A 21,970-nucleotide genomic window follows, 5' to 3' on the forward strand; every position below is an offset into this window, starting at 1 on the left:
CTTTTTTTACTAGCTTTTCCCCCCCCCCCGCGCGGGGGGGGGGGGGGTGGGCGGGCGCCCCCGGTGCATCGGGTGCGCTTGCCCCTCTCCCTTCGCCGCTGCGCGGCTCTTCCCTCTCCCCTGAAGGGGAGAGGGCGCTTACCGTCCCATCCGCCAGATCGACGAACGCCAGCCCTTCAGCCAGCTTCAGCGCGGTCTCGAAACTGTCGGCCAGCCGCGTTTCGATACCCTCGCGCACCGCAATGCGATCTACGACGACCTCGATGTCGTGCTTGTACTTCTTGTCGAGCGCGGGCGCTTCGTCGATCTCGTAGAACTCGCCGTCGATGCGGACGCGGGTGAAGCCCGCTTTCTGCCATTCGGCGAGCTCCTTGCGATACTCGCCCTTGCGGCCGCGCACGACGGGCGCGAGCAGGTAGAAGCGCGTGCCCTCGGGTAGCGCCATCACCCGGTCGACCATCATGCTGACGGTCTGCGCGGTGATCGGCAGGCCGGTGGCGGGGGAGTAAGGTACGCCGACCCGCGCCCAGAGCAGCCGCATATAGTCGTAGATCTCGGTCACCGTGGCGACGGTCGAGCGCGGGTTGCGGCTGGTCGTCTTCTGCTCGATGCTGATCGCCGGTGACAGCCCGTCGATATGCTCGACATCGGGCTTCTGCATCATCTCGAGGAACTGGCGCGCATAGGCCGAAAGAGACTCGACATAGCGCCTCTGCCCCTCGGCATAGATCGTGTCGAACGCGAGGCTGGATTTGCCGCTCCCCGAAAGCCCGGTGATCACGATCAGTTGATCGCGCGGCAGATCGATGTCGACGCCCTTGAGATTGTGCTCGCGCGCGCCGCGCACGGAAATATGAGTCAGCATGGAGCGCCTTATGTTCCATTGATGTTCTGGTTGCAAGCGGGGAAGGCGAGACGGCGAACGTGTGGACGCCGGGCGTGAACCAGATGGTGGCGCCAACCTCTCCCTGCAAGACCGCAAGCTGCTCTGCATGGAACGGCTTTGCGGAGACTGCGTTGCCGTGTTAACCGAAATCAACTTTGGTTTGAGGGAATGACCATGATCACTAACCGCTTTTTACGCTCCGCGTCCGCCGCGGCGGTGCTGACCGCCTGTTTCGTCGCTGCACCGCTCACGGCACAGCAGCCGATGCAGCCCGACACCGAAGCCCCCGATACAGGATCGATGGAGCCTTCGCCGGTTACGCTCAACCCGAGCACGCCCGAAGAGCAGGCCGCGCGCGAAGCTGCCAACACTGCCCAGCTCGAGCTTTCGCAAGCGCAGCTCGAGCAGAATGCAGCCAACCAGGCGGAATATGAAGCGCGCCGGGCCAGCTATGAAAGCCAGATGAAGCTGTACGAGAACACGCAGGAATCGCGCGCTCGCGCCGAAGCCGAATATGCGCAGGTCAAGCAGCTGTATGATGCCATCCACACGCAGTGGCAGGCCGATGTGGCCGCCTGTAATGCGGGCAATCGCAAGCGTTGCGCGCAGACCCCGCCACCGATGCCGCAGTAATTGGGGTTCCGCGATGAGCTGGCGCGCCCGATAGCCGGGTCGCGCTAGCTCTTGATCTGATCGACCAGACGTCCGCCCTTGAACAGGGCGACACACCGGCCCTGCACCGGCAACTTGTCAAATGGCGTGTTGCCGGCGCTCGCCGCCATCTTGCCCGAATCGACCTGCCATGGGCGGTCGGCATCGACGATGACGATATCCGCCTCGAACCCGCAACGCAGCTCGCCCGCTTCGACGCCGAGCAGACGCGCAGGGTTCGCCGCGATAAGGTCGAACAGGCGCTGGGTTCCGATGACCCCATCGCGCACCAATCCCAGCGACAACGGCAGCAGCGTCTCGGCGCCGGCCATGCCAGGCTGCGAGTCCGCGAAAGGTAGGCGCTTGTCCTCTGGACCGCGCGGATCGTGGCCCGACGCAATGACATCAATCGTACCATCGCCCACCGCTTCGAGTGCCGCCTGACGGTCGTCCTCGCACCGTAGCGGCGGTGACAGCCGGGCAAAGGTGCGAAATCCCCCGAGCGCGACGTCGGACAGGAACAGATGCGCGGGCGTGATCCCGGCGGTCACGGCAAGGCCTTCGGCCTTGGCGGCGCGGATCAGGGCGAGGCCTGCACGCGTGGTCACCTGGCGGAAATGGACGCGTGCCCCGGTCATCCGCGCCAGCGCAAGATCGCGCGCGATGGCGATGCTCTCGGCTTCCGACGGGGCCTGGGGCAGGCCCAATCGGGTCGCCATTTCGCCGGCGGTCGCGACGGCATTGCCCGAGAGCCCGTGGTCCTGGCTGTGGACGATCAGCGGCATGCCGAGCATCGCGCAATATTGCATCAGCCGGTGCATGACGCCGGTATCGACGATCCAGCGGCGGCCTGTGGCGACCGCGCGCGCACCTGCCTCCTTCATCAGGCCGATTTCGGCGATCTCGCTGCCCGCCAGATCGCGGGTGGCGGCGGCCAATGGGTGCACCCAGAAGTCGGGCTTGCCCGAATATGCAGCGAAGCGGACGCGGGTGGGGTGATCGAGCGGCGGGTCCTGATCGGGCATCAATGCCGCCCGGCTGATTCCGCCAAAATGGAAGGCGGGAAGATCGATGGCAAAGACCCCAAGGTCGACCAGACCCGGCGCAACCAACGCGCCTTTGGCATCGTGCACGGTATCGTCTGCGCCCGGCGTGACATCGCCGATTTCGGCGATCCGGTCACCGACGATGCGCAGCGCGCCGGGCACGGGCTCGGCTTGGCCGGGCAGCACAAGGCGACCGTTGATGATGGTCAGCGGGCGCGCAGGAAGCTTGCTCATGCCCAGCCCTCCACGCCGCGCGACCGCCGTGTCAGCACGTCGAGGCACGCCATGCGCATCGCCACCCCCATCTCGACCTGATCGGTGATCGCCGAGCGTTCGACATTGTCGGCGATATGGCTGTCGATCTCGATGCCCCGGTTCATCGGGCCGGGGTGCATCACCAGCGCATCGGGTTGCGCCAATGCCAGCTTTGTATCGGTCAATCCGTAAAGGTGGCGGAATTCGCGCGGCGATGGGATGAACTGGCCTTGCATGCGCTCGTTCTGCAGCCGCAGCATCATCACGACGTCTGCGCCGTCCAATGCTTCGGCAAAATCGCGGCAGGGGGTGCCGCCCATCGATTCGACAGCGGGCGGTATCAGCGCAGGGGGGCCGGCGACGCGCACCTCGGCGCCCAGCGTCGAGAGGCAAATCATGTTCGAGCGCGCCACCCGGCTGTGCAGGATGTCGCCGCAGATCGCGACGCGAAGCCCTGCGATCTTGCCCTTGCGCCGCCGGATGGTCAGCGCATCGAGCAACGCCTGGGTCGGGTGCTCATGCGTCCCGTCGCCTGCATTGAGCACCGGGCAGCCCACCTTGTCGGCGATCAGCTGCACCGCGCCCGAACTGCCATGACGGATGACGATGGCATCGGCGCGCATCGCGTTCAAGGTCACCGCAGTGTCGATCAGCGTCTCGCCCTTTTTGACGCTGGATTGCGCAGCGTGCATGTTGACGACATCCGCGCCCAGACGCTTGCCCGCGATCTCGAACGACAGCAATGTGCGGGTGGAGTTCTCGAAGAACGCGTTGATCAGCGTGAGCCCTGCGAGCCTGTCGTCATGCTTGCTCGCCTGGCGGTTCATGTCGACCCACTGCTCGGCCTCGTCGAGCAGGAACTCGATTTCCCAGGGCTGCAGCCCCGCGATCCCCAGCAGATGCCGGTGCGGAAAGGCGGCGCGGCCGGGCGGATAGTCGCTGGCAGGGCGGCGAACAGAGAGGTTTTCTGGTGATGTCATTAAAGCCCAGCATCTAGGGACCAAGACGGTTTTGCTCAAGCCCGATTTGCGCCGCGCCGCGATCCGAATGCAGGCTGGACAGCCGGTGCCCAAGCCGCAATGATGCGGGCTGACAAGAATGTAAGCGAGAGGGATTCTGGATGGAGCTGGTCACCGAAGGTTTGCGCTTTCCCGAAGGCCCGGTGGCGATGCCCGATGGCAGCGTGGTGTTGGTCGAGATCGAACGAGGCTGCATCACCCGGGTGCTCGCCGACGGATCGCAACAGGTTATCGCGGAAGTCGGCGGCGGCCCCAACGGTGCGGCACTCGGCCCGGATGGCAAGCTTTACGTCTGCAACAACGGCGGTTTCCATTATGTCGAACGCGCAGGTCTGCTTGTCCCGCACGGCCAGGCTGAGGACTATTCCGGCGGGCGGATCGAGCGGGTCGATCTCGACACCGGCGCGGTCGAGACGCTCTACAAGGATGGCGATTTCGGCTGCACGCTGCGCGGCCCCAACGACATCGTGTTTGATGATGCCGGCGGCTTCTGGTTCACTGACCATGGCAAGACCCGGCGGCGCGAACGCGACGTGACCGGCGTGTTCTACGCCAAGGCCGATGGGTCGCTGCTCAAGGAAGTCATCTTCCCGATGGAGAATCCCAACGGCATCGGCCTCTCGCCCGATGGCAAGCGGCTTTATGTCGCGGAAACCTATACCTGCAAATTGTGGGCGTACGACATCGCCGCGCCTGGCGAGATCGCGTTCAGCCAGGGCCTGCTCGGGCCCGGGGGCACGTTCCTCTACAGCCCAGGCGGCTACACGTTCTTCGATTCGCTGGGCGTGGATGGCGTGGGCAACATTTGCGTTGCAACGATCGGCCAGAGCGGGATTTCGGTGGTGTCGCCCGAAGGCGAACTGGTCGAGTTCGTCGGCACCGATGATCCGTTCACCACCAACATCTGCTTCGGCGGGCCAGAGCTCAAGACCGCCTACATCACGCTGTCGGGCACCGGGAGACTGGTCAAGATGGACTGGCCGCGCGGCGGGGCGAAGCTGAATTATTTGAATGTTTGATAATGCTTTCACCTTCGTCATTCCCGCGAACGCGGGAATCCCGCTTCTTGGCCGAGTGCCGAGAAAAAGCGGGACCCCCGCCTTCGCGGGGGTGACGGCATAGTTAGCATTTGGAACGAGGAACCAAGACCGTGACCACCCAACGCTGGGCCATCGATATCGACCGCGACCAGATAGCCGACGCTCAGATCGTCGATGCGCCGCAAACCGATCTGCCCGAAGTTGCAATCGAGGTCACGCTCGACCTTTATGCCATGACCGCCAACAACGTCACCTACGCGGTGTTCGGCAAGCCCATGGGCCTGTTCGGCAACGATCAGGGCTATTGGGATTTCTTCGCCGAGCGCGACGCTCCGGGTCGGCTGCCGGTCTGGGGCTTCGCTACCGTCAGCCGCAGCGCGCACGCGGGCGTACCCGTGGGGACGCAGCTTTACGGCTATTTCCCGATGGCGAGCCACGCGGTGCTGATGCCGGGCAAGGTCGGGCCGCACGGCTTCACCGACATGACCCCGCGCCGCACCACGCTGCCGGTGATCTACAACCAGTATCAGCGGATCGATGCTCTGGGTGATTATCGCGCGCAGGATCACGATTACTGGCCGGTGTTCCGCCCGCTGTTCCTCACCGGATGGTTGATTGCCGACCAGCTCGAGGACGAAGGCGATTATGCTGCGCAGCAAATCCTGATTGCCAGCGCATCGAGCAAGACCGCGATCGGCCTGGCACAGGTGCTCGGTCAGCGCGCCTCGCGGCCGCGTATCGTCGGGCTGACCAGCGCGGGCAACGCCGCCTATGTCGAGTCGCTCGGGCTATACGACACGGTCATCACTTATGACGCGATCGGCGCGATGGACGCCGGCATCACCAGCGCGATGGTCGACATGGCCGGCAATCCACAGGTTGCCGCCAGCGTGCACAACCATTTCAAGGACGCGCTCAAGGCGTCGATCGTCGTCGGCAAATCGCACTGGGATTCGACCGACGATGGCACATCGCTGGCTGGCCCCCCGCGCCAGATGTTCTTCGCGCCGGGCCGCAGTGACAAGCGGATCGGCGAATGGGGATCGGACACCTTCCGCCAGAAGCTCGAGGCGGCCTGGCTTGGCTTTGTCGATCTTGCACCGCGCCTGCTGGGCATCGAGAAGCGGGAGGGAGCCGATGCCGCGCTCGCTGCATACACCGAAACGGTCGAGGGCAGGGCCGACGCCAGGACGGGGCTGGTCATCGTTCCATGAGCTTTTCTGCAGTTATTTTCGATTTCGGCGGGGTGATCACCTCGTCGCCGTTCGAGGCGTTCAACCGGCTGGAGGCGCAGCGCGGCTTGCCGCGCGACTGCGTCCGCCGGATCAACGCTGCCGATCCGGACACCAACGCCTGGGCGCGCTTCGAACGCGCCGAGATCGACGCCGCCGCGTTCGACATCGCCTTTGCCGCTGAGGCGCAGGCGCTGGGGTTCGAGATCAGCGGCAGCGACGTGATCGGTTGCCTGGCGGGCGATGTCCGCCCGCGCATGGTGGCCGCGCTCGATGCGCTGAAGGCGGATGGCTTTACGCTCGGCTGCATCACCAACAACGTGCGCGCGGGGCGCGGATCGGCGATGGTGTTCGATGATGCCCGCGCCGCCGAAATCGCCGCGATCATGGCGCGGTTCGACCATGTCATCGAAAGTAGCAAGGCCGGCGTCCGCAAGCCCGATCCGCGCATCTACGCGATGATGTGCGAGGCACTCGATGTCGCGCCCGAGGCCTGCATCTATCTCGATGACCTTGGGGTGAACTGCAAACCTGCAGCGGCGATGGGAATGGCGGCGATCAAGGTGACCGGCGAGGCGCAGGCGCTGGCCGATCTGCGCGCGCTGCTCGGGGTGCGCGACGAATGGCCCGCGAAAGACTGAGCGCATATGGACAATTTCACGCACAGTCTTGCCGGATGGGCATTGGGGCAGGCGGGTCTCAAGCGGATGACCGGGCTGGCGGTGCCGACGCTGATCATCGGTGCGAACCTGCCCGATATCGATGCGGTGCTGAGCGTCATGGGCACGCAATCGCTGGCGCTGCGGCGCGGGCTGACGCATGGGCCGATCGCGCTGCTGATCCTGCCGCTGCTGCTGACAGCCGCGATGATCGGCTTCGAGCGATGGCAGGTGCGGCGGCGCAAGCGGCCACGATCGCGGCTGCCGGTGCGGCCGGTGCCGCTGCTGATCCTGGCCTATGTCGGCACGCTGTCGCATCCCGCGCTCGATTACATGAACAATTACGGCATCCGGTTGCTCGAGCCGTTCTCGCCGCGCTGGTTCTATGGCGACACGCTGTTCATTATCGATGCGATGCTGTGGACCATCCTGCCGCTGGGCATCTGGGCGTCGCGACGCAGGGAAGCGGCAGGCAGGCCAGGCTGGGAACGACCGGCACAGGCGGCCTTGGCGCTGGCATTGGTCTATATCGGCGGAAACTTTGCCTTTTCTGCCAAGGCCGAAGCGGACACCGCCATCGCGGTGCGCGCGCAGCGCGGCATCACGCCCGACCTCGTCATCGCCAACGCCGTGCCGGTGCGCTTCTGGCATCGCGACATCTTGTGGCGTGGCGAGAGCCTGATCGGGCGCGGCAGCTTCAACGCCGTTGAAGGAATGACCCCGGTGCTCGCCCGCGGTGCCACTGCCACCAACATGGCGAGCCCGTTGGTTGCGCGCGCGGCAGCGCAAGATCCTGACGCGAAGGCCTTTCTGTTCTGGGCGCGGATCCCCTATGCGAGCCTCACCGATATTCCCGGAGGCAAAAGGGTGACATTGCGCGACGCGCGGTTCGACAGTTCACCGATCGCCGACCGGTTCACCGTGATCGTCGATGTAAAGGATACCCCATGACCCGCCCCTCGATCGTCTGGCTGCGCCGCGACCTCAGGCTGGCTGATCAGGCTGCGTTCGTTGAAGCTGCGAAGGCCGGACCGGTGATCCCGGTGTTCGTGCTCGACGACGAGACACCCAAGCATCGCAAGATGGGCGGCGCATCGCGCTGGTGGCTGCACCACAGCCTGAGTGCGCTCGATGCCGATTTGCGCAAGCTGGGCTCGCGGCTGGTGCTGCGCCGGGGCGTTGCCGCCGACGTGCTTGCCGACCTTGCGCGCGAGACCGATGCTGCGGCGGTGCATTGCCTGCGGCATTACGAACCCTGGTGGCGCAATGCCGAGCGCGCGCTCAAGGCAGCGCTGCCTGATGGATGCACGCTCGAATGCCATCACGGCAATTATCTGATGCCGCCGGGATCGGTGACCACGGGCGCGGGCCAGCCCTACAAGATCTATACCCCGTTCTGGCGCGCGCTGGCGCAGCATATGCCGCCGCCCAAGCCGCTGCCCGCACCCGATGCGCTCGATGCGCCCAAGACCTGGCCAAAGAGCGACACGCTCGAAGACTGGAAGCTGCTGCCGACCAAGCCCGATTGGGCCAAGGGTTTTGGCGAAGAGTGGACACCTGGCGAGGCAGGTGCGTCCAAGCGGGTCGATGCCTTTCTCGCCAAGGCGAAGCACTATGAGGATCGCCGCAACCTGCCGTCGATCGAGGGCACGTCGCGGCTGTCGCCGCACCTGCATTTCGGCGAGATTTCACCCGCCACGGTCTGGCATGCGACGATGGATGCGGGCGGGTCGGTGGAGACCTTCCTCGAGGAGCTGGTCTGGCGCGATTATGCGCAGAACGTGATCGCGCAATACCCCGATTACGGCAAGCAGAACGCCCGCGACACCTTCGATGCCTTCCCCTGGCGTGATGCCTCGGATGCCAAGGTCAAGGCCGAGCTCGAAGCCTGGCAGCAGGGTCGCACCGGCTATCCGCTGGTCGATGCCGGGATGCGCCAGCTCTGGGCGACCGGATGGATGCACAACCGCGTGCGGATGGTCGCGGCCTCCTTCCTGATCAAGCACCTGCTGGTCGACTGGCGGGTGGGCGAGGCGTGGTTCTGGGATACGCTGGTCGATGCCGATTATGGATCGAACGCCACCAACTGGCAGTGGACTTCGGGGACCGGGGTGGATTCGAACATGTTCGTGCGCATCATGGCGCCGCTGACCCAATCGGAGAAATTCGATGCGGCGGGTTATATCCGCCAGTGGGTGCCCGAGCTTGCCGCGCTATCGGACAAGGATATCCACGATCCCGAAGCTGCGGGCAAGTTCGTGAAGGGCTATCCCAAAAAGCTGATCGGGCATAAACAGGCGCGCGAGCGCGCGCTCGCTGCGCACGCAAACGTGAAATCATAACAGGGAGACTGAGGCAATGCGGGTTTGGACGAGTTTTGCGGCAGCGTGTGCGCTGGCGGTCGGTGCGGGATCGATCGCGGTTGCCAAGGAGGCCACCCCGGCGGTCAAGTCGATCCAGCAGATGAGCCCCGCCGAGATGGAACGGGTGCGCACCGCTGGCGCGCAGATCCTGTTCTGGTCGGATGCCCAGCGCTCGGCCAATTTCCGCGCCATGGAAACGCAGTTCCCCGGCACCACCGCCAAGGCGGGCACCCCGCGTGCGCTTCCCAAGGGGGCCGACCTGCCTGTCAGCGATGCCGAGATCGAGGCATTTATGACGGCGCAGAATGTCGCCGGGCTGATGGTCATCCAGGACGGCAAGGTCCGGCTCGAGCGCTATGGTCTGGGACTAGGTGCCGAGGACCGCTGGACCAGCTTTTCGGTCGCCAAGTCGTTCACCTCGACGCTGGTCGGCGCGGCGGTCAAGGACGGGCTGATCGCCTCGATCGACGACCCGGTGACCAAGTACGTGCCTGAGCTCGCCGGCAGCGGTTACGATGGCGTTTCGGTCAAGCAGATCCTGACGATGACCTCGGGCGTCAAGTGGAACGAGGATTATACCGACCCCAACAGCGATGTCGTCAAGATGCTCTCGGTTGCGGTCGGGCCGGGCGAAGACCCCAACAGCGCGTATATGAAGACGCTTCCGCGCGAAGCCGAACCTGGCAGCAAATGGGTCTACAAGACCGGCGAGACCAACCTCATCGGCGTTATCGTGCAGCGCGCCACCGGCAAGACGCTGACCGAATATGCCGAGGAAAAGATCGTCAAGCCTGCGGGATTTGAGGGTGATCTGTTCTGGATGGTCGATTCGGCAGGCCAAAATGTCGGCGGCTGTTGCCTGTCGATCCGGCTGGCGGATTATGCGCGGATGGGCCTGTTCGCGATGGAAGGCGGCGCGGGCCAGGTACCCGAGGGCTGGTTTGCTGAAGCTGGCAAGGAGCAGACGCCGATCGGCCTGCCGGGCTTCGGCTATGGCTATCAGTGGTGGACCTATCCCGGCGGCGCCTGGGGAGGGCAGGGGATCTTTGGCCAGTCGATCCTGATCGTGCCCGAAAAGAAGATGGTGATCGCGGTGGTCAGCAACTGGCCCAAGGCGAGCAGCCCGGACCTGCGTCTGCCACAGCTGCAGTTCTTCCAGAAACTCGCAATGGCCGCGGACTGACGTAGGCATGACCGATGACAGCCGCCTGCATGGCGAACTTGCCGCCGCTGGCATCGTCTTCGATCAGGTCGAGCATGAGGCCGTCTTCACCGTGCTGGAAAGCAGCGCGATGGAGCGGCGCGTGCCCGGTGCGCACACCAAGAGCCTGTTCCTCAAGGATACCGGCGGCCAGTTCTATCTGGCGACGGTGCTTGCAGAAAAGCAGGTCGATCTGGGTGCGCTCAGGCATATGGTCGGGACAGGGCGGTTCAGCTTTGGCAGCGCCGACGAAATGGTCGAGCTGCTGGGCATCACGCCCGGATCGGTGACCCCGCTCGCCGCGTTCAACGATACGAAAGGGCGGGTGCAACTGGTGCTCGACGAGGTGCTCGCAGCGCAGCCCCGGGTCAACGTCCACCCGTTGCGCAACACCGCGACATTGGGACTGTCCGGGCTCGATCTGGTGCGGCTGCTGGTGCGCTGGCGGCATGCGCCTTTGATCGTGCCGGTGCCCAACAAGGCGCCCGCGCCCGAGCGATCGCAAAATTGAGGGTGGGCGCTGGCGGCCGCTTGCTGTAGTCCTGCCTCCATGACGCTGGTAACGCCCCGCCCCCTGATCGACAGTTTTTCGCGCACAATAAGCTACGTCCGCCTCTCGGTGACCGACCGCTGCGATCTGCGCTGTTCCTATTGCATGCCCGAGCGGATGCAGTTTCTGCCCAAGGCCGAAGTGCTGACGCTGGAGGAGTTGCATCGGCTGGGGCTGGCGTTCATCGCGCGCGGGGTGCGCAAAATCCGGCTGACCGGGGGCGAGCCGCTGGTCCGCCGCGACCTGATGACGCTGATCGGCCTGCTGGGGCGCGAGTTGGGTCACGGGCTCGACGAGCTCACGCTGACCACCAACGGGACGCAGTTGAAACAGCATGCCGGGGCACTGGTCGATGCAGGCGTGCGCCGGATCAACGTTTCGCTCGATACCCTGCAGCCCGACCTGTTCGCTAAGCTGACCCGGCGCGATGCGCTGGCGCAGGTGCTCGCAGGGATTGATGCCGCCGACCGCGCAGGCCTCAAGATCAAGCTCAACACTGTCGCGCTCAAGGGGCTGAACGAGGAGGAGCTGCCCTCGCTGATCGGCTGGGCGCATGGCCGCGGGTTCGATGTGACCCTGATCGAGGTGATGCCATTGGGCGAGGTCGAGGAAGACCGGTTCGACCATTATCTGCCGCTGACCGCGGTCCGCGACCGGCTCGAGCAGGCCTGGACGCTGAGCGACAGCCCGCACGACAGTGGTGGGCCAGCACGCTATGTCGATGTCGCCGAGACTGGCGGACGGCTTGGGCTGATCACTCCGCTGACCAACAATTTCTGCGCCGGGTGCAACCGCGTGCGGGTGACTGCAACCGGGCAGATATTCATGTGCCTGGGCCAGAACGACCAGGTCGATCTTCGCGCGGCGCTGCGCGGTCCCGACAGCGATGCCGCGCTCGACGCTGCGCTCGACCGCGCGATCGCCAGAAAGCCCGAGCGGCATGATTTCCATATCGATGCCCCCGGTGCGGCGCCCGCGCTGTCGCGGCACATGTCGATGACAGGCGGCTGAGCGCTGGACATGGCGCTGTTGCTGTTCTTTGGCCGTCTGGGCGATCTGGCTGGCGGGACCGAGCGAAGCCTGGGGCTGAGCGAGCCGCATGCGATTGCCGACCTGATCGGCATTCTGGGCCAGACCGATGATCTGTTGGGCAGCGCGCTCGCCGAGCCGCGCATCCGCTATGCGATCAACGGCGTGATCGTCGATGCCGATGCGCTGGTCGAGGATGAGGACGAGCTGGCATTCCTGCCGCCGGTCAGCGGTGGCTGAGATGCGCTGCGACATTCGCATCGCCGACGGACCTTTCGATCCCGAGGCAGAAGTCGCGGCGTTCCGCGCCGCGCTCAAGGAGTCCGGCGCGGTCGTAAGCTTTACCGGCGTGGTCCGGCCTTCGGGCGCAGATGGCGCGGTCTCGGCGCTCTGGCTGCAGCATTATCCGGGCATGACCGAGCGTGGCATTGCCGAGGCGGTGACGGGCGCTGGCAGCCGCTGGCCGCTGGAGGCGGTATTGGTCATCCACCGGGTCGGAGAGATGCCGCCGCACGCGCCGATCGTGCTGGTCGCCACAGCGAGCGCACACCGCCGCGCGGCGTTCGAGGCTGCGGATTTCCTGATGGATTATCTGAAAAGCCGGGCGCTGTTCTGGAAGAGCGAGACCGGCGGGCAGGGCAGGCAGTGGATCGAACCGCGCGACGAGGACTATGCCGACGCCGCGCGGTGGGATGATCCGTAGAGGGCTGTTATCCCCCTGGGACGCCAACTGCCTCCCGTCGTCACCCCCGCTTTCGCGGGAATGACGGGGAAAAACTGCTATTGATCAGTTGATCGCTGCGGTCTGCTGCGGCAGATTGGGAACCTTGCCGTCGGCGGCCTGCTGGGCGAACAGGTCGCGCATCACCTGAAGCGAGAACAGATGGGCGTAAATCAGCGGCAGAGCGCCGTTCTGGTTCAGCTTGCGCAGTTCGTCGCCGCGCAGTTCGCGCAGCTTTTCTTCGCTCACCATCTGGAAGCCCTGATAGACGAACGGCTGTGACAGCGTGGGGTGCTCGATCTTGAGCTCTCCGTCCATCAGCAGATCGAGCCTCTTGAGCTCTTCCATGAAGAACGCGGTGCCCTGAACGGCGCGTTCGAAATCCTCGCAGAACTGCAGGATATGCTTGGTCACTTCGCTGGGCTGGTCGCCATCGAACAGCGCATCGCCTTCCTCGAACTCGCCCAGCGCCTCGCAGGTCGGGTCAAAGCAGAGCGACAGCTCGTCGGCATCGGGACGCAGCTTGGCGAGCATGAACGGATAGCGGCGGATGTATGCGGGGACATAGGCCGGCTTGCGATACTTGCCGTCGTCGTCGAGGAAGACGTTGACGCCTTCGTTCATTCCCATCAGCGCCAGCGGCACCGGGTCCGGTCCTGCCGAGAAGATGATCGGATAATGGCGCTGCGCCTGCGAGAACTCCTCGACCGTCAGCGGGATCGCGTGCTGGTTCTTGAGGAAATGCGCGCCATCCATCGTCCGCGAACGGAAGTTGGCGTGATCCTTGGAATTGAGCGGCACGAGATCGTTGAAAAGAACCGGCAGACGGTTTGCTTGCGGCGCGCTGGCCATGAACTATTCTCCGCTGAAACTGGTGGCTTGATTTGTTTTCGGAGCAAGCGCCTTAAGTTGCCAGAAAGCCCGGCGCAAGAGGGAGTGCGATCAGGCGGTAACGAGCTTGCCGGGATTCATGATGCCCATCGGGTCCAACGCGCGCTTGATCGCCTGCATTGCGTTGATCCACGCCGGATCGCCGAGCCGCGCCAGTTCGTCGCGCTTCATCTGGCCGATGCCGTGTTCGGCGGAGATCGACCCCTGGGCCGCGACCACCAGATCGTGCACGAAGGCGCTGATTTCCTTGCCTGGACCGGCGGTCCAGCCTTCGCGGTCGGCTCCCTTGGGGGCAGCGACATGAAAGTGGACATTGCCATCGCCCATATGCCCAAAGGCAGCGACCTCGGTTCCGGGGAAACGCGCCTCGACCTTGGCGCCGGCCTCAATGATGAAGCGCGCCATTTCGGCCACCGGCACGCTGATATCGTGCTGCATCGCCGGGCCTTCGGTACGTTCCGCCTCCGAAATGGAATCGCGCAGCTTCCAGAAGGCTTCCGCCTGCGATTCGCTTGCCGAGATCGCCGCGTCGATGATCAGTCCGTGATCATATGCTTCGGTCATCATCGTTTCGGCCAAGGCGTCGGGCGGCATTGCCGACGGGTTGTCGCGGGCAAACTCGATCAGCACATTCCAGGGGCAGGGGGATGCCAAGGGTGCCCGCGTCCCGGGAATATGGCGCAGCACGTTGTCGAGACACCGCTGCGGAATGATCTCGAACCCTTCGATCTCGCGGCCGGCACGGGCTTCAAGCAGCAGCAGCAGATCGCGCGCAGCAAGCGGCGACTCCACGCCTGCCCAGACGACCGCGCGGTCGACCAGCGCCGGGACCAGCTTCAGCGTTGCGGCCGTGACGATGCCCAGCGTGCCCTCCGCCCCGATCAGCAGGTGCTTGAGATCATAGCCGCGATTGTCCTTCTTGAGCGTGACCAGCCCTTCGTAGAGCGAACCATCGGGCAGCACCGCTTCGATCCCCTCGACCAGCGCGCGCATCGTGCCGTGGCGCAGCACCTGCGTTCCGCCCGCATTGGTGGATACGAGGCCGCCGACGGTTGCCGATCCCTTGCCGCCCAAGGTCAGCGGAAAGCGCATGTCATGCACGGCGACCGCTTCGTGCAGGGTCTGCAGCACGACTCCTGCCTCGGCGATGACGGTGCCCGCCTGCGGATCAATGGCACGGATCGCATTCATCCGCCGCGTGCTGAGCAGCAGCGCGGTTCCGGAAGTGTCGGGCGTTGCCCCGCCGACCATGCCGCTGTTGCCCCCCTGGGGTACGATCGGGGTGCCGGTGATCGCGGCAAGCTTGACGATTTCGGCCAGTTCGGCAGCGTTAGCAGGCGCCACCATGGCCAGCGCCGCGCCATGATAACGGCCGCGCCAATCGGTCAGCCACGGGGCGATTTCGCCTGGGTCGATTGAAAGGCCCCTGCCGCCCAATATGGCAGACAGGCTTTCGATGAGGGCAGGCTGTTTGGCGGCATCGATCATGGCTTGCTGTCTACACCGGCGACCGGCGCCAAACAACGGGCAACCAGATCGCAAAAAGCGTGTCGGCTGTGCAACAGTCGTGGGCTAATTTTGCCTTGTCGATTGCTCCGTCGCAGCGTTAATCCACGGTTCAATCGTTCGGCTTAACCGGGACACAAGGGGTGGCTGCACTTGCAGCCTGAGGGTTCGGAGGATAGCCGCAAGCGGCCATGGCATTTGTTGACGTCCTGTTTGCGCTTTTGATGCTGGGCTCGCTGCCGGTGCCCGAAGAGCGCGCCGGCGTAACCGACGATGGCGTGAAGGCCGGCTTGCCCGCGGCAATGCTCGGCACATTGGATCCGGCGCCGCGTGCGATGGCCCAGGTCCGCATCGAACAGCGGATCATCATCCGCGTGCCGCGCCAGTCGCTGTCGCAGTCCTCGCTGATGCCGGTGCCGCCGCCGCGCCGCGTTCCGGTGCCCGAGCCGCCCCGTTTCGAGCGCCGCAAGGTCGGCAAGTGCTTGGCGATGCGCGACGTCACCGGGGTTCGCGTGGTCAATGACGACATGCTGGTGCTGTTCATGCGCGACCAGCGGATGATCGAGGCGGAGCTCGAGAAATCGTGCAGCGCGCGCGAGTTCTATCAGGGCTTTTACATGGAGCGCAGCGGCGACGGCCGCCTGTGCGTGGACCGCGATCTGCTGCAGGCGCGATCGGGCAGCAAATGCGGGGTCGAGAAGCTGCGCCAGCTGGTCCCCGAGGACTGATCGCAGTTTGGCATGTCACCGCACGATGGTTGACTTTTGGGCAATGTTTGCCCAAGGGGGCCACGTGGCCCATGGCCCTGCATCGATAGCGCGACGAACTGTGTCTGCACTGCTGCCTTAATCTGGATACCCTATGATATTTGCCGATCTCGGCCTTTCCGAAGAATTGATCCAGGCGGTCACTGATTCCGGCTATACGACTCCGACCGCGATCCAGGCGCAGGCCATACCGTCGATCCTGATGGGCAAGGACATCATCGGCATCGCGCAGACGGGCACCGGCAAGACCGCTGCGTTCGTTCTGCCGATGATCGACGTGCTGGGCGAAGGCCGCAGCCGCGCGCGGATGCCGCGCTCGCTGATCCTCGAGCCGACTCGCGAACTCGCCGCCCAGGTCGCCGAGAATTTCGAAAAGTACGGCAAGTATCACAAGCTTTCGATGGCGCTGCTGATCGGCGGCGTATCGATGGGCGACCAGATCAAGGCGCTCGAAAAGGGCGTCGATGTTCTGATCGCGACCCCGGGCCGCCTGATGGACCTGTATGATCGCGGCAATATCCTGCTGACCGGTTGCGGCCTGCTCGTGATCGACGAGGCCGACCGGATGCTCGATATGGGCTTCATCCCCGATATCGAGACGATCTGCACCCGGCTGCCCGCCACGCGCCAGACTTTGCTGTTTTCCGCGACGATGCCGCCGCCGATCAAGAAGCTGTCGGACCGCTTCCTGACCAGTCCCAAGTACATTGAGGTCGCAAGGCCTGCGAGCGCCAACGCCTCGATCGAGCAGGGCAAGGTTCGCGTTCAGTCGCGGCGCAAACGCGATACGCTGTTCACCATGCTCGATGCCGGTGTCCACACCGCGATCATCTTCTGCAACCGCAAGACCACGGTGCGCGATCTCAACAAGGCGCTGCGCCAGGGCGGCTTCGATTCGGGCGAGATCCATGGCGACATGGAGCAGCGCGACCGCATCGCCGAACTCGACAAGTTCAAGGACGGCACGATCAACATTCTGGTGGCGTCAGACGTCGCCGCGCGCGGGCTGGACATCAAGGGCGTCAGCCATGTGTTCAACTATGACGCACCGTGGCATCCCGACGATTACGTCCACCGCATCGGCCGCACGGGCCGGGCAGGGGCGACCGGCAAGGCTTATACCTTCATCACCGAGGAAGACGCCGAAGCGCTCGCCAATATCGAAAAGCTGATCGGCACGACGATCCCCGAGATCACCGTGGCCGACTCCGGCGGATCGAGCGCAGAGGCCAAGCCCGCCAAGCCTGCCAAGGCACGCGATTCCGAGGAACGTACGCCCCGGCGCAGGACCGCGCGCGGCGAGGCCAAGGCCCGCGCACCGCGCGAAGAGCGCGCACCGGTACAGGACGAGCGTGAAGAGGTTGTCCGCCCCGAGGAGGTCCGTGAGGACAAGCCGCGGCGCGAGCCCCGTGAAGCCAAGTCCCGCGACAGCAAGCCCCGCGAGGATCGCCCGCGATCGGCCGACCGCCGTCCGGCTGCGTCGAAGCCGCGGCGTTCGAACGATCGTGACGATGGTCCCGATGATGGCTGGAACGGCCCGATGCCCGACTTCCTGTCGGTAGGCTTCGGCGAAAGCTGACAGCGCTGCGGAGGCATCCGCAGAGGGAACGCATCAATTCCCAGTTCTATCGTCACCCCCGCGCAGGCGGGGGTCCCGCTTCTTTGCCGATCGTGCAAAGAAGAGCGGGATTCCCGCGTTCGCGGGAATGACGGAAATGGTCATTGGCGACTTAGTACACGGGCCCCGTTCTCCAGCTTTCGCCGGAGAACGAGGTTACAGTATCCCATCAGAAGCTGAACTTTGCCGAGATCCGGAAGTCGCGACCGGCGAGCGGCGCGAAATCCTTGGTGAAGCTGGCAGCGCGGCGGCCGACGACATCGAAGATGTTGTTGGCCGACGCGATCAGCGTCACACCCCGGCCCGGACCCAGCGGTTTCCACGAAGCGCTGGCGTTGACCAGCGTGAACCCGTCGGTCTCGGTTTCGAAGTTGGCATTGCGCCGCTGGTCGTCGAACCATTCCACCTCTGCGCGCAGGCTGACGACGTCACTTTGCGCTTCAAGCCCACCCAGCAGCCGCAGCGGTGGGATGCGGGGCACCGGACCCAGACCATCGAGCGAGGCGTGGACATAATCGGCCACACCGTCGGCGCTGAAGCGGAAACCGCCGGCGCGCGCGAAGATCACCGATGCCTCGGCCTCGACACCATAATATTTGGCATCGTTCTGGATGAACTGGAACACCGGCAGGTCATCTTCCTCCAGCCCGGTCGGCACGTCGATGATGAAGTCGTCGAAGCGGTTGTAGAAGCCGGTCAACGACAGCTTCACGTCCGGGGTCGACCAGCGGATATACGCCTCGCCACCCCAGCTCTTTTCAGTGGTGAAATCGGGGTTGCCGATCTCGAACGCCTGCGTGGCGATGTGCGCTCCGTTGGAGAACAGCTCCTCGGCTGCCGGCGCGCGCTGGGCGCGGTTGAGGTTGACCCCGATGCGCATCTGGTCGTTGGCGATATAGGCCAGGCCCAGCGCGAACGAATAGGAGTTGAAGTCGCGCTCCACCCCCAGCGGCTGCGATTTTACGTTGACCTTGTCGTATCGCGCGGCGCCCTCGACCTCGAAATCGCCGCTACGCACTTCCTGCAGGGTGAACAGTCCGATCTGGTCGGTGACGTTGGGCGGAACGAACGCTTCTGCACCGATGGCGCTGAAATCGCGGTGGACATATTGCACGCCGCTTGCGCCGCGCCATCCACCGTTGTCGCGCTGCACCAGCTCGAGCCGCGATTCGATGCCCTGATTGGTGAACACGGTGCCGACCTCGTCGCCCTCGAACTCGGTCTGTTTGAAGTCGGCATAAGCGGCGCGCAGCCGAAGCGCCTGGAAGAAGCCGGGCAGGTTCACCTCGCCGCGGAAATCGACCTTGATCTGGTCGAGGCCGATGGTCACGGGACCTTCTTCCTCTCCGCCAGCACTTTCCTCTTCGTCGTGATGATGGTGCCCCGCGCCGGGCCGCTCGGGCACGCCGTACAGGCTGTTATAATAGCTGCCCGAAATCCCGAAGCTGCCGCCTTCTCCGATATAGGCGAGGCCGCCAGCGAAGCTGTAGGTTTCCGTGCCGGTGTTGGGAATGCGATTGCGCAACCCGGCCAGTTCTTCGGCCTCTTCGGCCTCGCCGATATTGCCTTCCTCGCGCTCCTCGGCTGCGATTTCGAGCTGCTCGGCACGCAGGCCGGGCGAGAGGACGAACCCGCCGACGCGCAGGTCGTTGGACTTGCGGTAGCTGCCGTCGAGATGCAGCACCAGCTTGGAGGTGATCGGCACATCAAGGCTGGCGCCGATGCTGCGTTCGTCCGCAGCCGATCCGTAAGTGGCGAGCGCGTCGAGGTGGAAGGGTTCTTCTGGCACCTCGCGCGGGATGCGCTTGTCGATCGTGTTGACCGCGCCGCCGACCGCCTGTCCGCCGAACAGCAGCACCGCAGGGCCGCGTAGCACCTCGACCCGGTCGAGGATGATCGGCTCCACGGTGACGCCGTGGTCGGGCGAGGTGTTCGACACGTCGATCGTGCCGATGCCATCGGTCAGCACGCGGATCCGCTCACCCTGGAAACCGCGCAGGACAGGGCGCGAAGCCCCGGGAGAAAAGCTGGTCGCAGAAACGCCGGGAAGCTTGGTCAGCGCGTCCCCGATCTGCGAGCGCGATTCGCGCGACAGATCGTCCCCGCTCAGTTCGGACGTGCCTGCAAGGATGCTGAGATCGCGAACGAACGGCGCGGTCACGATGATGCCGCGGTTGCGGTGGAAATCGTCGCCGTCTTCATCGGCGACCGCCACCGTGCGGGCTTGCTGCGCCAGAGCGGGCAAAGGCGCCAACAGCGCGGTGCTGAGGCCAAGCGAAGTGGTGACGAGCAGAGCTGTGCTGCGCATGATCGGTATATGCTCCCGTGGTTGTTTGTCTTTTCAGTTGTCAGCCGCCGCGCCCTAAAGGCGGACGTGGAACGGGCAGGGCTGTGCCCGGATGCGACCCGGCGGCTGTTGGCGCGTCCGCTAGCACCGGTGTAATGTTATATCAACAACAATATCGCCAGATTTGCGGCGGGCCGCTGCGGGTTGCCCATGCAGTCGGCATGGGGCAGACAAGGGGCAGACAAGATGCCGGCAGTCTGCCGCACAGCCCCAAGCAATCAAGGACCATCGCCATGACCAGCCCCCGCGAAGAGCATTCTGCCGAAGCGCTGATTTCGCCGCCCAACGACCCGCAGACCTGGTGCACGCCCAAGCAATATGGCGAGATGCATGCCGCTTCGCTGCGTGATCCCGATGGCTTCTGGGCGCTGCAGGCGGACCGGATCGATTGGTCGGTCACTCCCACGAAGATCAACGGATCGTCATATGACCCGGTCGATATCCGCTGGTTCGAGGATGGCGAGCTCAATCTGTGCTTCAACTGCGTCGATCGGCATGTTGCCGCCGGGCATGGCGACGATAACGCGCTGGTGTGGGAGGGCGATGCGCCTGGAGACGTCCGCAGCTTGAGCTACGACGACCTGCTGCGCGAGGTTCAGGCGATGGCAGGGGCGCTCAAGGCACTGGGCGTCAAGAAGGGCGACCGCGTCACCGTGTATATGCCGATGGTGCTGGAGGGTGCGATCGCGATGCTCGCCTGCGCGCGGATCGGCGCGGTGCACTCGGTCGTGTTCGGCGGATTCTCGCCCGAGGCGCTGGCCGGGCGGATCGAGGATTGCGCCAGCCGTGTCGTGATCACCGCCGATGCCGGGATGCGCGGCGGCAAGACCGTGCCGCTCAAGGCCAATGTCGATGCTGCGCTGGAGGAGCATGGCATCGACGTCGATGCGGTGCTGGTCGTGCGGCACACCGGCGCGGACGTCGGCATGACCGGAGGCCGCGATCACTGGTATCACGATCTAGCCGCGACCGTCCCCGAGTCCTGCCCGTGCGAACCGATGAATGCCGAAGATCCCCTGTTCATTCTCTACACGTCGGGATCGACCGGCAAGCCCAAGGGCGTGCTGCATACCACCGGCGGCTATGCGGTGTGGATCGCGACGACGTTCCACTACGCCTTCGATTACCGTCCGGGCGAGGTTTATTGGTGCACCGCGGACATCGGCTGGGTGACCGGGCACAGCTACTCGGTCTATGGCCCGCTGCTCAACCGTGCGACCAGCCTGTTGTTCGAGGGCGTTCCCAATTACCCCGACCACAGCCGGTTCTGGGACATGTGCGAGCGGCACGGCGTCAACATCTTCTACACCGCACCGACAGCGATCCGCGCGCTGATGCGCGAAGGCGACGCGCCGGTGGAAAAACACGACCTTTCTGCCCTGCGACTGATCGGGTCGGTGGGCGAGCCGATCAACCCCGAGGCATGGCGCTGGTATTACCGGGTGGTCGGTAAGGAACAGGTTCCGGTGATCGACACCTGGTGGCAGACCGAGACCGGCGGGATCATGATCACCACACTGCCTTATGCCCATGCGATGCGTCCGGGCAGTGCGGGGTTGCCGTTCTTCGGCATCGATCCCCAGCTGGTCGATGCCGATGGCAACGTGCTTGCAGGTGCGACCGAGGGCAATCTGTGCATCGCTGCGGCATGGCCGGGTCAGGCGCGCACCATCTATGGCGATCACGACCGCTTCGTGCAGACCTATTTCAGCACCTACAAGGGCAAGTACTTCACCGGGGACGGCTGCAAGCGCGACGCCGACGGCTATTACCGGATCACCGGCCGGGTCGATGACGTGATCAACGTCTCGGGCCACCGCATGGGCACCGCCGAGGTCGAAAGCGCGCTGGTGCTGCACCCCAGGGTCGCCGAAGCGGCGGTCGTCGGCTTTCCGCACGACATCAAGGGGCAGGGGATCTACTGCTATGTCACGCTCAACGTCGGCGAAAATTTCGACGATGCGTTGGTGGCCGAATTGAGGGCGCTGGTGCGAAAGGAGATCGGCCCGATCGCGACGCCCGATCACCTTCACTTCACGCCAGGTTTGCCCAAGACCCGCAGCGGCAAGATCATGCGGCGCATCCTGCGCAAGATCGCCGAAAATGACGTCGGGGCGCTGGGGGATACCAGCACTCTGGCCGATCCATCGGTGGTCGATGCGCTGATCGCCGGGCGGCAGGGGGGCTGA

The 21,970-nt window shown here is 64.7% G+C and carries 19 protein-coding genes and 1 pseudogene; 14 read left to right on the forward strand and 6 right to left on the reverse strand.

The features are described 5' to 3' along the window. Positions 1-865, reverse strand: a pseudogene (locus ACK4R0_RS11050) (excinuclease ABC subunit A); the annotation flags it as partial. 189 nt (positions 866-1,054) lie between these two features. Between ACK4R0_RS11050 and ACK4R0_RS11055 the strand changes: the two are divergent. Beyond that, entirely contained in the window at positions 1,055-1,519 is a 465-nt protein-coding gene (locus tag ACK4R0_RS11055) for a hypothetical protein (RefSeq protein ID WP_409673989.1), read from the forward strand. Positions 1,520-1,563: 44 nt separating this feature from the next. Here ACK4R0_RS11055 and ACK4R0_RS11060 read toward each other — a convergent pair whose 3' ends face one another. Together ACK4R0_RS11060 and ACK4R0_RS11065 are read right to left on the reverse strand one after the other, a co-directional pair. Next, on the reverse strand, positions 1,564-2,817 hold the full coding sequence (locus tag ACK4R0_RS11060) for a dihydroorotase (RefSeq protein ID WP_409673990.1): 1,254 nt from the start codon (positions 2,815-2,817) through the stop codon (positions 1,564-1,566). Beyond that, positions 2,814-3,818, reverse strand: coding sequence for an aspartate carbamoyltransferase catalytic subunit (locus ACK4R0_RS11065; RefSeq protein ID WP_409673991.1), 1,005 nt, complete (start codon positions 3,816-3,818; stop codon positions 2,814-2,816). The genes ACK4R0_RS11060 and ACK4R0_RS11065 overlap by 4 nt, the downstream gene beginning before the upstream one ends. Before the next feature lie 140 nt (positions 3,819-3,958). On the opposite strand from ACK4R0_RS11065, the gene ACK4R0_RS11070 reads away from it, so the two are divergent. From ACK4R0_RS11070 to ACK4R0_RS11115, 10 genes are all read left to right on the forward strand, one after another. Further along, complete coding sequence (locus ACK4R0_RS11070; RefSeq protein WP_409673992.1) at positions 3,959-4,876, forward strand: SMP-30/gluconolactonase/LRE family protein; 918 nt, start codon at positions 3,959-3,961, stop codon at positions 4,874-4,876. Positions 4,877-5,007: 131 nt separating this feature from the next. After that, positions 5,008-6,111 (forward strand): DUF2855 family protein, encoded by a 1,104-nt coding sequence (locus tag ACK4R0_RS11075; RefSeq protein ID WP_409673993.1) that lies wholly within the window; start codon positions 5,008-5,010, stop codon positions 6,109-6,111. After that, complete coding sequence (locus ACK4R0_RS11080) at positions 6,108-6,770, forward strand: HAD-IA family hydrolase (RefSeq protein WP_409673994.1); 663 nt, start codon at positions 6,108-6,110, stop codon at positions 6,768-6,770. Before ACK4R0_RS11075 ends, ACK4R0_RS11080 begins: the two co-directional genes overlap by 4 nt. A 6-nt stretch (positions 6,771-6,776) precedes the next feature. Further along, positions 6,777-7,739, forward strand: coding sequence for a metal-dependent hydrolase (locus ACK4R0_RS11085; protein WP_409673995.1), 963 nt, complete (start codon positions 6,777-6,779; stop codon positions 7,737-7,739). Further along, entirely contained in the window at positions 7,736-9,130 is a 1,395-nt protein-coding gene (locus ACK4R0_RS11090) for a cryptochrome/photolyase family protein (protein WP_409673996.1), read from the forward strand. The genes ACK4R0_RS11085 and ACK4R0_RS11090 overlap by 4 nt, the downstream gene beginning before the upstream one ends. 16 nt (positions 9,131-9,146) lie before the next feature. After that, positions 9,147-10,334 (forward strand): serine hydrolase domain-containing protein, encoded by a 1,188-nt coding sequence (locus tag ACK4R0_RS11095; RefSeq protein WP_409673997.1) that lies wholly within the window; start codon positions 9,147-9,149, stop codon positions 10,332-10,334. Positions 10,335-10,341: 7 nt separating this feature from the next. Beyond that, a complete protein-coding gene (locus ACK4R0_RS11100; RefSeq protein WP_409673998.1) occupies positions 10,342-10,863 on the forward strand; it encodes a prolyl-tRNA synthetase associated domain-containing protein in 522 nt (173 codons plus the stop codon). Between the two features lie 39 nt (positions 10,864-10,902). Beyond that, the gene (gene moaA / locus ACK4R0_RS11105; RefSeq protein ID WP_409673999.1) at positions 10,903-11,913 is read left to right on the forward strand and encodes a GTP 3',8-cyclase MoaA; all 1,011 of its coding nucleotides are present in this window, start codon (positions 10,903-10,905) and stop codon (positions 11,911-11,913) included. A 9-nt stretch (positions 11,914-11,922) separates the two neighbouring features. Beyond that, positions 11,923-12,171, forward strand: a complete 249-nt coding sequence (locus tag ACK4R0_RS11110) for a MoaD/ThiS family protein (RefSeq protein ID WP_409674000.1) — start codon at positions 11,923-11,925, stop codon at positions 12,169-12,171. A gap of 1 nt (position 12,172) precedes the next feature. Then, positions 12,173-12,634 carry a molybdenum cofactor biosynthesis protein MoaE gene (locus ACK4R0_RS11115; protein ID WP_409674092.1) on the forward strand — a complete coding sequence of 154 codons (462 nt, stop codon included), beginning with the start codon at positions 12,173-12,175 and terminating at the stop codon, positions 12,632-12,634. 84 nt (positions 12,635-12,718) lie between these two features. Here the strand turns inward: ACK4R0_RS11115 and ACK4R0_RS11120 are convergent, their stop codons facing one another. Together ACK4R0_RS11120 and ACK4R0_RS11125 are read right to left on the reverse strand one after the other, a co-directional pair. Continuing rightward, positions 12,719-13,504: a SapC family protein gene (locus ACK4R0_RS11120; protein WP_409674001.1), complete on the reverse strand. Its 786-nt coding sequence runs from the start codon at positions 13,502-13,504 to the stop codon at positions 12,719-12,721. Between the two features lie 90 nt (positions 13,505-13,594). Next, the gene (locus tag ACK4R0_RS11125) at positions 13,595-15,031 is read right to left on the reverse strand and encodes an FAD-binding oxidoreductase (RefSeq protein ID WP_409674002.1); all 1,437 of its coding nucleotides are present in this window, start codon (positions 15,029-15,031) and stop codon (positions 13,595-13,597) included. Between the two features lie 209 nt (positions 15,032-15,240). Between ACK4R0_RS11125 and ACK4R0_RS11130 the strand changes: the two genes are divergently transcribed. Together ACK4R0_RS11130 and ACK4R0_RS11135 are read left to right on the forward strand one after the other, a co-directional pair. Beyond that, positions 15,241-15,777 (forward strand): hypothetical protein, encoded by a 537-nt coding sequence (locus tag ACK4R0_RS11130; RefSeq protein ID WP_409674003.1) that lies wholly within the window; start codon positions 15,241-15,243, stop codon positions 15,775-15,777. Between the two features lie 133 nt (positions 15,778-15,910). Continuing rightward, the gene (locus ACK4R0_RS11135) at positions 15,911-17,395 is read left to right on the forward strand and encodes a DEAD/DEAH box helicase (protein WP_409674004.1); all 1,485 of its coding nucleotides are present in this window, start codon (positions 15,911-15,913) and stop codon (positions 17,393-17,395) included. 208 nt (positions 17,396-17,603) lie between these two features. On the opposite strand, the gene ACK4R0_RS11140 is transcribed toward ACK4R0_RS11135, so the two are convergent. Beyond that, on the reverse strand, positions 17,604-19,742 hold the full coding sequence (locus ACK4R0_RS11140) for a TonB-dependent receptor (protein WP_409674005.1): 2,139 nt from the start codon (positions 19,740-19,742) through the stop codon (positions 17,604-17,606). A 272-nt stretch (positions 19,743-20,014) separates the two neighbouring features. Here ACK4R0_RS11140 and acs point away from each other — a divergent pair, with 272 nt between their 5' ends. Then, positions 20,015-21,970, forward strand: coding sequence for an acetate--CoA ligase (acs, locus tag ACK4R0_RS11145; protein WP_409674006.1), 1,956 nt, complete (start codon positions 20,015-20,017; stop codon positions 21,968-21,970).

The sequence above is a fragment of the Blastomonas sp. genome (assembly GCF_046294995.1).
Lineage (GTDB): Bacteria > Pseudomonadota > Alphaproteobacteria > Sphingomonadales > Sphingomonadaceae > Blastomonas.

Coding starts and splice junctions, on each gene's coding strand:
- ACK4R0_RS11095 (WP_409673997.1), top strand. CDS start 9,147: ATGCGGGTTTGGACGAGTTTTGCGGCAGCGTGTGCGCTGGCGGTCGGT.
- ACK4R0_RS11080 (WP_409673994.1), top strand. CDS start 6,108: ATGAGCTTTTCTGCAGTTATTTTCGATTTCGGCGGGGTGATCACCTCG.
- ACK4R0_RS11125 (WP_409674002.1), bottom strand. CDS start 15,031: ATGATCGATGCCGCCAAACAGCCTGCCCTCATCGAAAGCCTGTCTGCC.
- ACK4R0_RS11100 (WP_409673998.1), top strand. CDS start 10,342: ATGACCGATGACAGCCGCCTGCATGGCGAACTTGCCGCCGCTGGCATC.
- ACK4R0_RS11090 (WP_409673996.1), top strand. CDS start 7,736: ATGACCCGCCCCTCGATCGTCTGGCTGCGCCGCGACCTCAGGCTGGCT.
- ACK4R0_RS11120 (WP_409674001.1), bottom strand. CDS start 13,504: ATGGCCAGCGCGCCGCAAGCAAACCGTCTGCCGGTTCTTTTCAACGAT.
- acs (WP_409674006.1), top strand. CDS start 20,015: ATGACCAGCCCCCGCGAAGAGCATTCTGCCGAAGCGCTGATTTCGCCG.
- ACK4R0_RS11085 (WP_409673995.1), top strand. CDS start 6,777: ATGGACAATTTCACGCACAGTCTTGCCGGATGGGCATTGGGGCAGGCG.
- ACK4R0_RS11140 (WP_409674005.1), bottom strand. CDS start 19,742: ATGCGCAGCACAGCTCTGCTCGTCACCACTTCGCTTGGCCTCAGCACC.
- ACK4R0_RS11055 (WP_409673989.1), top strand. CDS start 1,055: ATGACCATGATCACTAACCGCTTTTTACGCTCCGCGTCCGCCGCGGCG.
- ACK4R0_RS11060 (WP_409673990.1), bottom strand. CDS start 2,817: ATGAGCAAGCTTCCTGCGCGCCCGCTGACCATCATCAACGGTCGCCTT.
- ACK4R0_RS11065 (WP_409673991.1), bottom strand. CDS start 3,818: ATGACATCACCAGAAAACCTCTCTGTTCGCCGCCCTGCCAGCGACTAT.
- ACK4R0_RS11115 (WP_409674092.1), top strand. CDS start 12,173: ATGCGCTGCGACATTCGCATCGCCGACGGACCTTTCGATCCCGAGGCA.
- ACK4R0_RS11070 (WP_409673992.1), top strand. CDS start 3,959: ATGGAGCTGGTCACCGAAGGTTTGCGCTTTCCCGAAGGCCCGGTGGCG.
- moaA (WP_409673999.1), top strand. CDS start 10,903: ATGACGCTGGTAACGCCCCGCCCCCTGATCGACAGTTTTTCGCGCACA.
- ACK4R0_RS11130 (WP_409674003.1), top strand. CDS start 15,241: ATGGCATTTGTTGACGTCCTGTTTGCGCTTTTGATGCTGGGCTCGCTG.
- ACK4R0_RS11110 (WP_409674000.1), top strand. CDS start 11,923: ATGGCGCTGTTGCTGTTCTTTGGCCGTCTGGGCGATCTGGCTGGCGGG.
- ACK4R0_RS11135 (WP_409674004.1), top strand. CDS start 15,911: ATGATATTTGCCGATCTCGGCCTTTCCGAAGAATTGATCCAGGCGGTC.